The following is a 12,551-nucleotide window of genomic DNA, read 5'->3' on the forward strand; positions in this document are numbered from 1 at the left end:
CTCCCGCCCAGGAGTGCCGCGTTTTACGTTCCAGACTCAAGCAGGCCAAGCTCAGCAGCAAGAACGAGAAACATCGCGTGCGACCACAACAGGGGAACCGCAGGCTGACCAGCCCTCTCTATCCATGCCGCATACTGCTCAGGCGCCAGCAAATGCTCCTGCACCTGTTCAGGCAGTCCCGCCGCTGCTTGCTTGGCGACAATCCAGTCCAAAATCTCTTGTGCCCTGTCCGTTTTGCCTGCACGCACATAGTACCAGCCAAGCCAGGCAGACAAAAGCGGCCACTGTCCTCCTCCGTAGTACGTATCCGCCGCATACCGATGCACGCCGCAGCCGAACAGCAACTCTTGCTCGATCGCCTCTACCGTTTTCACCATGAGCGGGTCTGTCACCTCGACCAGGCCGTACGGCAATGCCAACCACAAAAGACTGGCGTCTACCGCGTGATTGCCGACAGATTTGAGGAATTTTCCGTTTGCCGTCCCATGCTCAAGCACGTACTGACGAATCCGGTCCGCCAAAAGCGCAAGCTCGGATGCGCGCTCGGGCAGATGCCGCTCCATCGCTTTGACTCCGGCAAAAACGGCTGCGAGCGTGACAGGGTGAATCCGTTCGCCCCATTCCTCCCAGCAGTCGAAATTGGGCAGTGGCCAGCAGGCAGCCAAGTAGTCCAAAGTCAGCTCAATCGCCGGGGCGAGCCTGTCGATGATCGCTTGCTCCCCGCTCATCCGGACATGCTCGGACACCCCCCACAGCCATGTCCCATAGCCATCGAGTTGAAAGCTGCCCCACTCGCCCGCCACTTCTTTGCCATCCACGGTGTAGCGCGTGTGCAAAAACAGCTCGTTGCCTGCTTTGCCATCCCACTTGCCTGACTGTACGGCCAAAATGGCTGCTCTGGCCTTTTGTTCATGCCTGACGATGACATCTCCGCACCATTCATAAAAGCGGGAAGCGCTGTCATGTTGCCCTGCGCGATTCATCGCATACGCCGTGAACGTCCCGTCGCGCAGCCAGGCGTATTGATAGTGGAGAAAGCCAGGTGACGCGAGATACGCTCCACTGGCCGCCTGGTGCTGCAAGATCAACTGTACACTGTCAGCCATCAAGGTTTTGGCAGCCACACTCTTTCCCCCTTTTATGAGACAAGCCTTCTCCATGGAAAGCCTGACGATTTGTGCTCTCTTGTGCTCTGCTCGCTTTTTTGTAGCATATGCATCAAGCCCCGCGAAAGGCACCTTTTACGGCGCTCGCCTAGACAAAACCCACTGGCAGCCTGTGTCCAGTGGGTTTTGTCCGATGTGTTGCTCCCCTAATCGGTTTGCGTATTTTCTGCCACATGCAGGTATTGCTGCAATTCTTCGTAAAAAGTCGGGTTGCAGGCCATTACGCTGCTTTTTTCGTTGTAAGGAAGCGGCGTGCCCGTCATTGTCGTGACCCGGCCGCCTGCCTCTTCCACCAGGATTCGCCCCGCGCCAAAATCCCAGGCATTGAGCGAAAGGCTCACATAGCCGTCCAGCCTGCCTGCCGCCACGTAAGCCATCTCCAGGGCCGCGCTGCCGAGCAGGCGCATCCCGCGCACTTTTCCCGCGAGTTTTTTGACGATCAAGTCAATGCCCATCTGTTCGGCGCGCTTGTTCCAGAACACGCTCGTGCACAAAAGCGCCTCTTCCAGACTGACGATGCGGTCCAAATGAAGCGGACGGTCGTTCAAGTACGCCCCTTCGCCCTTCACCGCGTAAAACAGCTCGTCGCGGGAAGGATCGTAAACCACTCCAACCAGGCCCTCTCCCTTATGATAAACGGCAATGGAAACGGAAAAATTGATTTGCTGGTGCACGTAATTGGTCGTTCCATCAATGGGATCGATGACCCAAAGTGTCTCGAACTGTGCGGGGTCTTGCGCAAAAGTGCTCTCTTCCCCCAAAATCCCGTGATCGGGAAAGCGTTTCAAAATCATGCTGATGACATGCTTCTCCACTTCTTTATCTACTGCTGTGACAAGATCGGAGGCAGACGTCTTATATTCGACGGTAAAAGGCTCTTTCATTCGCTTCAGACTCAGCTCACCCGCTGAACGGGCGCATTGCAGAGCCAGCTCTTTTAGCGCCGCCAGAGTTGATGCTTGCACGCATATCGCCACCTAAAACTTGACTTTCTTTTTAGTGTACCATACTTTACCTGTTGATACACCACACGCAAAATCTGCGCTCACACTTGAATTTGCGTCTTGTTCACCGCGTACAAAAGGTGCCCACCCGCCATCTGCTGATGACAGGGGCACCTTTTGTTACAGACGTTGCAAACTAGCAGCAGCGCGTTACCCCGCCTTTTTCAAAGCGCTCTTGCAGGGCGTACATGTAGTATTCTCGCTCGGTCATCGGGAAAATGCCCGGCGCGCCGTGCGTCTCGTACCAATGCTTGAGGTAGCGGTCGTAGTCCGGCATGCCGAAAATCGTTTTGATCGCAGAGCTGACCCGCCGCAATGCCTTGCGCATCTCCCTCCACTTTCGCCTCATGCGACATGATGTCCTTTGCCGTCAATCACAACGCCTTTGGACTCGATGTACGGCGACTCGTGCAGCGGATACTTCTTGCCGCGCAGGATGTTGATCCACACCCGCGCTCCATCGAGAATAATCCCCGCGGTGATGACCATGAAAATCGCGCACACCGCTGCGTCGATATGGTCGTTCATGATCATTTTTTGCGCGGCCTCGATCGTCTTTACCCCGTTTGGCAGCGTTCCGGAATCCAACGCCTTCTGGAAAGCGTCTGCGTGAGCGAGGAAGCCGATTTTCGGATCGGCATGGAACAGCTTTTGCCAGCCTGCGGTCAAGGTAGCAGTCGTCAACCACGCCATAGGCACAAGCGTGACCCACGAATAAGCGGCCTTGCCCATTTTGAAAATCAGCGTCGTGCCAACTGTAAAGGCGATCGCGGCGAGCATCTGGTTGGCGATACCGAACAGCGGCCACAGCGTGTAGATGCCACCGAGCGGGTCCATGACGCCCTGGAGCAGGAAGTAGCCCCAGCCGAATGTAATGATCGCCGAGCCGATCAGGTTCCCCGGCAGCCAGTTGACTTGCTTCATTTTCGGGATCACGTTGCCGAGCATATCCTGAACCATGAAGCGGCCCACCCGGGTTCCCGCATCAATCGTCGTCAAAATGAACACCGCTTCAAACAAAATCGCGAAGTGGTACCAAAACGCCATCAGTGCTTTTCCGCCCAAAATGCCGGAGAAGATCGTCGCCATGCCGATAGCCAGAGACGGTGCTCCGCCTGTCCGGGACAAAATGGTTTTTTCCTGAATGTCGTTGGCAAGCGTCGTCAAATGATCGGGCGACACGGTAAAGCCCCAGCCTGTAATCGTCTGCGCGGCGGCCGCAGCATCGACGCCGATGACGGCAGCAGGCGAGTTGATGGCGAAGTAAACGCCGGGAGTCAAGACGCAAGCGGCAATCATCGCCATGATCGCCACGCCGGATTCCATCAGCATGCCGCCGTAGCCAATCAGCGGAGCATGCGATTCTTTGGCGATCATCTTCGGTGTCGTACCGGATGAGACCAAGGCGTGGAACCCGGACACCGCCCCGCACGCAATCGTAATGAACAAGAACGGGAACAGATTGCCTGCAAAAACCGGGCCCGTTCCATCAATAAACTTGGTGAGAGCTGGCATGTGCAGCGGCGGCAGCGTCAACACGATGCCTACCGCGAGCACAGCGATGGTGCCGACCTTCAAAAACGAGCTGAGGTAATCACGCGGCGCCAACAGCAGCCAGACTGGCAAGACGGAAGCGATAAAGCCGTAAATGATGATCATCCAGGCGAGCTGGACTTTGCTGAACGTAAAAGCTGGCCCCCACGTTGGCGATGCAGCGACAAGCTGGCCCAGCCAGAGGGAGAAAAACAGCAGCGCCAAACCGATGAGCGAGCCTTCCATGACTCGTCCGGGGCGAATGTAGCGCATGTACAGGCCCATCAAAATCGCGATAGGCAATGTCATGAAAATCGTGAAAGTAGCCCACGGAGATTCCGCGAGAGCGTTTACAACAACCATCGCCAAAACGGCAATCAAAATGACCATAATTGCAATAATTCCTACCAAGGCGAGGACGCCGCCGACCGGACCGATCTCCTCCTTGGCAATCTGCCCCAACGTTTTCCCGTTGCGACGCATGGAACCGAATAAAATGACAAAGTCTTGTACTGCCCCGCCGATGACGACCCCGACAATGATCCAGATCGTCCCTGGCAAATACCCCATCTGTGCCGCCAAAGTCGGACCTACCAGCGGCCCGGCTCCGGCAATCGCGGCGAAGTGGTGCCCAAACAAGATCCACTTGTTCGTCGGCACAAAATCTTTGCCGTCGTTGTTCACCTCGGCAGGTGTCGCCCGCTTGTCATCCAGCCCCATGATTTTTCGCGCAATAAATCGGCTGTAAAAGCGATAAGCAACCGCGTACGTACAAAATGCAGCGGTCAGCAACCAGAAGGAATTGACTGATTCTCCACGGCTGAGCGCGATAATCCCGAAGCCAACCGCACCCAAAGCGGCAATCCCGCCCCAAATCAGGAGAGAGAGAAGCCATTTTTTCATTCGAGTCGCCCCTTTCCATTTATCCAAAATTCAGGCAATTCACCTTGGTACAAGGTATCACGAAGGGGTTTCCTCACAGAACAAAAAATGGCTGAACCGTACAAAACCATGCACGAGATGCAACATATCCGTTTGAGCGAAAACGCATACATTTTCTTTTCCAAACCGAAACCTTTTCCCGCCTCGTTCGTAAACGTAAGGAATTGGATGATGCAAAAACGGAGGTACCCCATGCTGGCGCATTCTTCCGCACTGGTCCGCACATGGCTGGCAGCTCTTTTGCTTGCCTGTGTGTGCCTGTTGCCCACGGGCTCGCTGACAACCGAATGGACATCCGCAGATGACTCTGCTACATATACCCCCGCCCATCAGGGGATTTTTCATTGGGCTGGCTACCGTCCGCCTGCACCGATCGCTTCCTGCGACCTCAGACTCTCTCGGGCGATCCTGGTTGAACCGCCAGCGACGGTTCTGTTTTTGCTAGTTTTCCTGCTCGAACTGTTGCTGTTCCTCGTGCAAAAAAGACTGCACTGGCTCAAGCTGATGCCGCTCAAATTCGGGTCGCGTTTTTTGGACAACGCTCTTTTTCGGACCATGCAACTATCCGGAAAAGGAGCGTCGTCTAACTATGAAATATAGCAAAAAAGAAATGGAAATGATTCAGGGCACGGTCAAGAGCATCAAGATTTTTGCCGTCAGCCTGATTTTTGTCGTGATCGGTCTGTTTGCGTTGAAGTATTATATCGGATAAATCGATTCAGAACTGGCAGCCTCTCTCGCAATCTCCGGCGAAAGAGGCTGCTGCAGTCTGAGACACCCTCCGTCGCAAGGCCGATCCACGCTCCCGCCAATCGTGTTACACTTAGACATAATTGCCATTCCCACCCAAAAGGAGAACACGTTCATGCGACAAATCGGAGGCTATTTGCTGATTGGAATCGGCGCCATTTTTGTACTGACGACCTACCTCGGCATCCCCCTGGCCATTGACAAGCTGTGGCCTGCCTTTCTGCTCATCCCTGCTATCGGCTTTCATCTGTTTTTCTTCATGGACCCCAAGCCTCATCGTGCCGGGCTGCTCGTTCCCGGCGGCATTTTGCTCGTCTATGCCCCGCTGTTCTTTTTCAGCGCGGTGTTTGCGGACGGAGACATGAGCCATACGTGGCCTTTCTTCTTGCTTGGACCAGCGCTGGGACTGTTCGAGCTGTACGTGTTTGGCGGCCGCAGGGCAGCGCTGCTCATTCCCATCGCCATCCTGACGATTGTTGCGATCGTGTTTTTGATGGCCAACTTCCTGTCGACGCAAATCGGAGGAACTATCGGACTTTTGCTGATTCTCGTCGGCGGCTTCCTGCTGACGAAAAAGAAGCAGGATCAACAACCGTTCTAAACAAGCATTTCCGCTTGCCAAAAAGCCCCTTCTGCCCGACACGTTTTTCCGTGCGGGAGAGGGGGCTTTTTTTGCAAGCTCCGGCTGTCACTTCGCCCGAACGTCAATCCAGACGCCAGCCGACTTGAGCAGTATACGGACGATTGACGCCAGTTCCTCGCGTCTTGCGATGGAGTGCTTTGTTGGCACGTACTTGGGCGACAGGTAGATAGCCGCACTCATCTTGCGCTCACCCGATTGTATGGCGCATGATCGCTACGCCCTCTGCTCGCCGTGTCAAAACCCCAACCGCTTCTTCAGCTCCTTCACGACATTGCGGCTGACGGGCACCTCTGTTTTGCGGCTGTCCTGCATGACCAGATGAATCGAGCCTTTGAACCACGGAACCAGCTCCGCCGTCTTGGCCAAATTGACGATGAACGCCCGATGCGTCCGAAAAAACTGCTGGCGCGACAGCCTGCTCTCCAATTCTTGCAAAGTAAAGCTGGTGGCGTATTGCTCGCAATGGGTGTAAATGCTCGCATACCTGCCTTCCAGTGTGGCAAAGACGATCTCGTTCGGATCGATCAGCATGATTTTCCCGTTCTTCTCGACGGGAACACGGCGGGGCTGCTGATCAGCCAGCACGGTTTGCAGCAGGCTTTGCAATTGCTCCTCGGACAAGCGGACCGCCTCGGCAGGCGCTTCCATCGTCCGCAGCATTTTCCGGACGCGGTTCACCGTCTTTTCCAATCTCGCCTCGCTGAACGGCTTGACGATGTAATCGACCGCTTCTGTTTCAAACGCGCGAACGGCATGAATCTCGTACGCACTGGCAAAAATGATCACGGGCGGCCTCACCATCGACTCCAACAGCTCCTGTCCTACGTCGACGCCATCGCGATCCTGCAAGTGAATGTCCAAAAAGACGGCATCCGGTTCCAGCTGCATGACTGACTCGATCGCTTCCTCGCCGCTGGCAGCCTCGCCAATCACCGACACCTCAAAAAATTGCTCCAGCAAATAGCGCAACTCTTCTCGCGCAGGTGCCTCGTCATCCACGATGAACACTTTTAGCACTACTACTCACTCCTATTGGCAATTGTATCGTACACGTCGTCCCGCTCCCTGCACTGCTCTGGATGACGATTCCGTATGGCTCGCCGTATATGGAGGCAAGCCGGCTTTTCACATTCGCCAAACCGATTCCCGACAGACGCCGCCGCTCCCTGTTTGGCGTCTTCGCCTGTAAAAACGGGTCGGTATCCATCCCTACTCCGTCATCCGCCACCGTCAGTTCGAGCGTATCCGGCTGAATTTTTCGCGCCCGGATTTGAACGGTCCCGCCCTCACGCTTGGGCAGCAGCCCGTGCTTGACCGCATTTTCCACCAGCGGCTGCAAAATCAGTCCGGGCACTGTATAGCGTTCCACCCCGTCCTCGATGTCGTATTCGACGTGCAGCTTTTCGCCAAAGCGCGCCCGTTCAATCGCCAAGTACGCTTCAATATGCTCCAGCTCCCCCGCAAGGCTGACATAGCCGCTGGAATCGTGCAGGTTGCGGCGAAAATACTCGCCGAGATGGATCAGCAGCTCGCGAGCCTGCTCGGGCCGGAAGCGGATAAACGAGACAATCGTGTTGAGCGCATTGAACAAAAAGTGCGGGTTGATTTGCGCGTGCAGCGCTTTGATCTCGGCGTCTGCCAGCAGCCGCGACTGCTTTTCCAGCTCGGCCAGCTCCAGCTGGGTAGAAATCAGGTTGCCCAGTCCGCGCACCAGCTCCAAATCGACTGCCGACAGCATGCGAGAGCGATCCTGATACAGCTTGAGCACGCCCGCAACCTCCTGTCTGCGCATCAACGGGACGATAATCGCATAGCGCAGCGAACAGTTCGACTCCTTGCAGCCGATCTCTTCTTTTGTCCGGGCGATCATCAGCATTTTTCTTTCCAGCACTTCCTTGGTCGCCTTCGTCGTGATGCCTTCTCCCACCACATGATGCGATGAGCCTGCCCCTACATGGGCAAGCACGCAGCGTGTATCGGTGATCGCGACAGCGGCCACTCTCGTCGTGCGCAAAATTTCCTCTGCTACTTTTCGCGCGGATTCGTAGGTCAATCCTTCCCGCAAATAGGAAAGCGTCTTGTCCGCTACCCGCATCGTTCTTTGCGCTTGAAGCGCCCCGATCCGGTCTTCTTCTTTTTTCGCCAGGTCAATAATGATGATCAAAATGGCGATGCCGAACGAGTTGACCACAGACATCGGAACACTGATCGACTGCACGAGGGCAAGCGCATCCCCGTACGGCTTGGCGACGAGCAAAATGATGCCCATCTGCATCCACTCCGCCAAAAACCCGACGACGAGCGCCGTTGTCCAGCCGATCTCCTGATTGCGGTTGCGCCGAAACTGATAAATCCATCCGGCCATTACGCCTTCGCTGATCGTCGAAATCGTGCAGGCCAAATCCGTAAAGCCTCCCAGCGAGTAGCGGTGAATGCCGGCAACCAGCCCTGTCATCAGCCCTACCCCTGGCCCTGCCAGCAGTCCGGCTACCACCGTGCCGATCACGCGGGAATTGGCGATCGCGTCCTGATACCAGATCCCGTTGTACGTCCCGAGAATCGAGATCGCGGAAAAAATCACGACCATCACGGCTTTTTCCCGCCAGGTCGCCTGCTGGTTCAAAATGCTGCGGAAAGCCCGCACGCGCGTAAACAACAAAGCGACTACGATCAGAACTGCTGTACGCTCCGCCAGTGGAATCATCAAAAATACATCCATCTGCTCACCCTCTTCGCTCGCGTCAGGACGGGGCCACCTCCGGCTCGTCCGCCTTTGCTCCATTATCTACAGCGGGCAAAGATGCGGTCAAGACAATTGTCAGAGTAGGCAGATTAAGCAGAATAAAAGAACGAGACACAAACAAAGCCATCCATCGTGCTTTTGGGCACAACAGATGGCTTTTCTTGGGCGATGGAACGTATTACAGGTTGCCCCTGCGCTCTTGCTCGCGCTCCAATGCCTCGAACAGCGCCTTGAAGTTGCCGTTGCCGAAGCCGCGCGCTCCTTTGCGCTGAATCACTTCGATAAACAAAGTCGGGCGGTCGACGATTGGCTTGCTGAACAGTTGCAGCAGGTAGCCTTCATCGTCTCTGTCCACCAGGACGCCCAGTTTTTTCAGCGCCTCGATATCTTCGTCGATCTCGCCTACACGCTCCTTCAAATCCTCGTAGTACGTGTCTGGCACGGTGAGGAAGTCTACGCCATTATCGCGCAGCTTGGAGACGGTTTCGATGATATCGTTGGTCAACACGGCAATGTGCTGTACGCCTGGTCCTTGGTAGAACTCAAGAAATTCCTGGATTTGCGATTTGCGGCGTCCTTCTGCCGGCTCGTTGATCGGGAACTTGATTCGTCCCGTACCGCTTTGCATCACTTTGGACATCAAAGCCGAATACTCGGTGGAAATGTCGTCCTCGCTGAAATTTTGCACAGCGGTGAATCCCATGACCCGCTGATAGTAGCCAACCCACTCGTCCATCACTTCCACGTTTCCGACGATGTGGTCGATTCCGATCAGCCCGGTGCTTTCTCCTGTGACCGGAGCCTGATAAGCGACATAACCAGGCAGGAATGGACCGTTGTAATTTTTCCGTTCAATAAAAGAGTGCACGTTTTCGCCGTAAGTTCCGATTACCGCTTTTTTCACCGTACCAAATTCATCGGTGTACTCGGTTGGCTCCATGATCGGGATCGCACCGCGCGAGACGGCTTCGCGGTAGGCTTGCTCACAGTCGTCCACCCGGAGGGCAACGTCTTTGACGCCGTCTCCATGCTTTTTCGCAAAATCGGCGATGGGGCTGTCAGGCGTCAGAGCGCCACTGATGACAAAAGTCATGTGCTTTTGCTTGAGTACATAGGAAACTTTTTCGCGCGAGCCTGTTTCCAGCCCGGCGTACGCTACTGCTTCAAAGCCGAACGCTTTTATAAAATAATGCATGGCCTGCTTAGCGTTCCCTACATAAAATTCCAAATAGTCCCAGTCTTGAATCGGGAAAAAATCGGTATTGCTCATTGCCTACCCCTCCGCTTTCCTTCTTTTTCAATAATTATTACTTTTTGGTTTATTGGGATTATTTTGTCGTTATATTGAGATTACATTGGAAGCGCTTCCTCGCGCAAGAACACGGAACAACGCGAAAACGCTCAAACGCTTTCATCAATTAAAGTATGTAATTGAGCGCCCGCTTGGTACAATAAAGCCAGTTCACACTTTCATTAGGAGGTGGAAGAGTTGTCAGGTCAATGGAGCAAAGAAGCTGCCAGGCAGTGGGATGAGTTTGCCGCCGACTGGCACAAAAGAAGCGAGCAGATGTGGGAAAAAGGAAGCCGCAGCACGATTCTCCCGTTTTTACAGCGCCATGTGTCGGCAGAACAAGGGCCGATTCTGGATGCAGGCTGCGGAGATGGCTACGCAAGCTGCAAGCTGGCCGAGTACGGATATCAGGTCCAAGGAGTCGACATTGCCGGGGAAATGATTCGTCTCGCCCAAAGCAGGCAAACCGCTTTCCCGGAAAATGTCCGCTTCCAGACAGCAGATATCAGCAAGCTTCCCTTTGCAGACGGCACGTTTGCAGCAGTCATGTCCATCAATGTCGTCGAATTTGCGCCCGCTCCCTTGCAAGCTTTGCTGGAGCTGTATCGCGTCCTCGCTCCAGGCGGGATTCTCATCCTCGGTATTTTAGGCCCGACAGCAGGCCCGCGCGCCCATAGCTATCGGCGGCTGTATGAAGAAAATACGATTCAAAATACGATGATGCCGTGGGAAGCCAAGCAGCTTGCGGCTGAAAACGGCTTTGTGCTGCTTGCGGAGGAGCCTGTGTACAAGGAAGGCATTACTCCGGATATCGCCGGGCGCTTGAGCGTGGAGCTGCGAGAAGCTGTCAGTTTTCTGACTTTGTTTGCCCTTCAGAAGCAATAGGCAGGATTCCATAGCAAAAGGCTGCGGGAGCTAACTCTCCTACAGCCTTTTTTTGCCGTGTCTTACTGGGAATACGCGATGTTGTTTTTTTGCATCCATACTTGCTTGCTCGCGATCAGCTGAGCGATGGTTGGTTCCTCCATGCCGTGAAGCTGTTGATACAAGCGCTGGGTTTCTACCAAGTCGTTGTAAGTCAAAGTCGGATAGTCCCGCCTTCCGAAAGTTCCGTTCGGGAAGTAGGCATAGTGCAAGTCGCCGTTGGGAAGAATCCATTTGCTTCCCAGGTTAATGACCCCTGTCAGCATAACATCAGCCAAATCTTTGTCTGTCGGATTGCCGAATTGCTGGTAGCTGCTGTACAAGTAATTGATTTCCGCCAGCTGATGGTTGAGCGACACATGCGTCTGAATGCCAGGCTTGGCCGGATGGGCATAATCGGCCACGAGCCAGCCTTCCGTTACGCCTGCTGCTGAATAATGATGTTCAGCCGCGTATTTATGGAAATACGCGCTATATTTTTGCGCCGCCTGGCAAAATTGTTCTTCGTTGTATTTCTGGCAGCCCCGCAGCATCAATTCGGCTGCCCCTGTGTTAAACCGCGTGTCAAAAAAGCCTTCGGGAATCCCGTAATCGTCGCTCAGCCATTGGGAAAGAGGCAGCGTCTTCCAATCTCCCTCCGGCTCCTGCTGCAACATGCTCGCCTTCAACATGACGTATGCCATGTTTTCTCCCGCTCTGGCACCGCCCGTGTACAAAAAGGAGCGCAATACATAATTTTCTGGAATCCGCCAATAAGAAGTATCCGAAGTCGGTACATAGGTGGACGGACTTTTATAGTAATAGCCGTCCTGCAACCATTTCGCATTTTGCGAAACATCGAGTGCGAGCCAAATTTTGTCATAATGTTTCTCGCCCCACGGCACGAGCGGTTCCCTGGAGTCAAGCGCCCACATCTCGCTTGTATACCCCGCCCTGATCGGCAGCTTGATTTCCAGCTCGACCCCTTTTGCCTTCTGTTTGACTTCAACTGGCAGGGCAAGCTCGATATGTTCCTGTATCGTGCCCTGGCCTAAGTGGGCATATACTGTCGGCATTCCCAGCCAAATATACCGCCCTTCTGTTTCCACGAATCCGGCAGCCAATGGCAGCTCTTTTACCTGATCGAGCGAAACGGATTGCCAATATGGCTGTTTATCCTCCGTGTAGGCTCGATAGCGAAACAGCATGTTCTGGCTGTTGCCCTGGATCGGAACGGTAATCACGTGCGGCTGCTTATCTTGCTTGCCCGTGATCTGCTGGCTCCAATACACTTCGCCCTCGCCGAAGACAAACTCCCGCGTGGAAAGAGTACCGCCATTTACTTTGCTCGTTGTTGCTTTTTCAGCAGGCTTTTGCCAAAACTGCGCCGTAGCCGAACCGTAAAGAAACGAAGATACGGCAATCGTCACCATCAATAGAGTCAAGAAGCTCAATTTTTTAACCATCTCATCCTCCTGTTTGAAAAAAACTCCTCCATTTCATACTTGCGAATCAAACATTTCTTGTATCAGCTTGAAAATGATACCATCTAACGCGAAAGCACTCCCACGATGTC

General features: G+C 54.3%; 13 protein-coding genes. 4 read left to right on the plus strand and 9 right to left on the minus strand.

Features of this window, described 5'->3' with window-relative positions:
* Positions 1-23 precede the first annotated feature (23 nt).
* From DEP07_RS10560 to DEP07_RS10575, 4 genes are all read right to left on the minus strand, one after another.
* Positions 24-1,124 (minus strand): glycoside hydrolase family 15 protein, encoded by a 1,101-nt coding sequence (locus tag DEP07_RS10560; protein WP_287102446.1) that lies wholly within the window; start codon positions 1,122-1,124, stop codon positions 24-26.
* A 188-nt stretch (positions 1,125-1,312) separates the two neighbouring features.
* Positions 1,313-2,131 (minus strand): inositol monophosphatase family protein, encoded by an 819-nt coding sequence (locus DEP07_RS10565; protein WP_122963885.1) that lies wholly within the window; start codon positions 2,129-2,131, stop codon positions 1,313-1,315.
* Between the two features lie 175 nt (positions 2,132-2,306).
* A complete protein-coding gene (locus tag DEP07_RS10570; protein WP_063227988.1) occupies positions 2,307-2,519 on the minus strand; it encodes a CstA-like transporter-associated (seleno)protein in 213 nt (70 codons plus the stop codon).
* Positions 2,516-4,606, minus strand: coding sequence for a carbon starvation CstA family protein (locus DEP07_RS10575; protein WP_122963884.1), 2,091 nt, complete (start codon positions 4,604-4,606; stop codon positions 2,516-2,518). The genes DEP07_RS10570 and DEP07_RS10575 overlap by 4 nt, the downstream gene beginning before the upstream one ends.
* Positions 4,607-4,837: 231 nt before the next feature.
* Here DEP07_RS10575 and DEP07_RS10580 point away from each other — a divergent pair, with 231 nt between their 5' ends.
* From DEP07_RS10580 to DEP07_RS10590, 3 genes are all read left to right on the plus strand, one after another.
* On the plus strand, positions 4,838-5,245 hold the full coding sequence (locus tag DEP07_RS10580; RefSeq protein ID WP_287102447.1) for a hypothetical protein: 408 nt from the start codon (positions 4,838-4,840) through the stop codon (positions 5,243-5,245).
* Entirely contained in the window at positions 5,235-5,357 is a 123-nt protein-coding gene (locus DEP07_RS10585) for a hypothetical protein (protein ID WP_255679119.1), read from the plus strand. Before DEP07_RS10580 ends, DEP07_RS10585 begins: the two co-directional genes overlap by 11 nt.
* Positions 5,358-5,510: 153 nt before the next feature.
* Complete coding sequence (locus DEP07_RS10590) at positions 5,511-5,996, plus strand: LPXTG cell wall anchor domain-containing protein (RefSeq protein WP_122963882.1); 486 nt, start codon at positions 5,511-5,513, stop codon at positions 5,994-5,996.
* Positions 5,997-6,083: 87 nt separating this feature from the next.
* Here the strand turns inward: DEP07_RS10590 and DEP07_RS10595 are convergent, their stop codons facing one another.
* From DEP07_RS10595 to hppD, 4 genes are all read right to left on the minus strand, one after another.
* Positions 6,084-6,218, minus strand: coding sequence for a hypothetical protein (locus DEP07_RS10595; RefSeq protein WP_287102448.1), 135 nt, complete (start codon positions 6,216-6,218; stop codon positions 6,084-6,086).
* 54 nt (positions 6,219-6,272) lie between these two features.
* Positions 6,273-7,055, minus strand: coding sequence for a LytR/AlgR family response regulator transcription factor (locus tag DEP07_RS10600; RefSeq protein WP_287102449.1), 783 nt, complete (start codon positions 7,053-7,055; stop codon positions 6,273-6,275).
* Positions 7,030-8,757, minus strand: coding sequence for a sensor histidine kinase (locus DEP07_RS10605; RefSeq protein ID WP_122963880.1), 1,728 nt, complete (start codon positions 8,755-8,757; stop codon positions 7,030-7,032). Before DEP07_RS10605 ends, DEP07_RS10600 begins: the two co-directional genes overlap by 26 nt.
* A gap of 202 nt (positions 8,758-8,959) precedes the next feature.
* Positions 8,960-10,051, minus strand: coding sequence for a 4-hydroxyphenylpyruvate dioxygenase (hppD, locus tag DEP07_RS10610; RefSeq protein WP_122963879.1), 1,092 nt, complete (start codon positions 10,049-10,051; stop codon positions 8,960-8,962).
* Between the two features lie 219 nt (positions 10,052-10,270).
* On the opposite strand from hppD, the gene DEP07_RS10615 reads away from it, so the two are divergent.
* Positions 10,271-10,957 (plus strand): class I SAM-dependent methyltransferase, encoded by a 687-nt coding sequence (locus tag DEP07_RS10615; protein WP_122963878.1) that lies wholly within the window; start codon positions 10,271-10,273, stop codon positions 10,955-10,957.
* A 62-nt stretch (positions 10,958-11,019) separates the two neighbouring features.
* Here DEP07_RS10615 and DEP07_RS10620 read toward each other — a convergent pair whose 3' ends face one another.
* Positions 11,020-12,441, minus strand: a complete 1,422-nt coding sequence (locus tag DEP07_RS10620; protein WP_122963877.1) for a hypothetical protein — start codon at positions 12,439-12,441, stop codon at positions 11,020-11,022.
* Positions 12,442-12,551: the final 110 nt, after the last annotated feature.

The sequence above is a fragment of the Brevibacillus sp. genome (assembly GCF_003521185.1).
GTDB classification, from domain to species: Bacteria; Bacillota; Bacilli; order Brevibacillales; family Brevibacillaceae; genus Brevibacillus; species Brevibacillus parabrevis.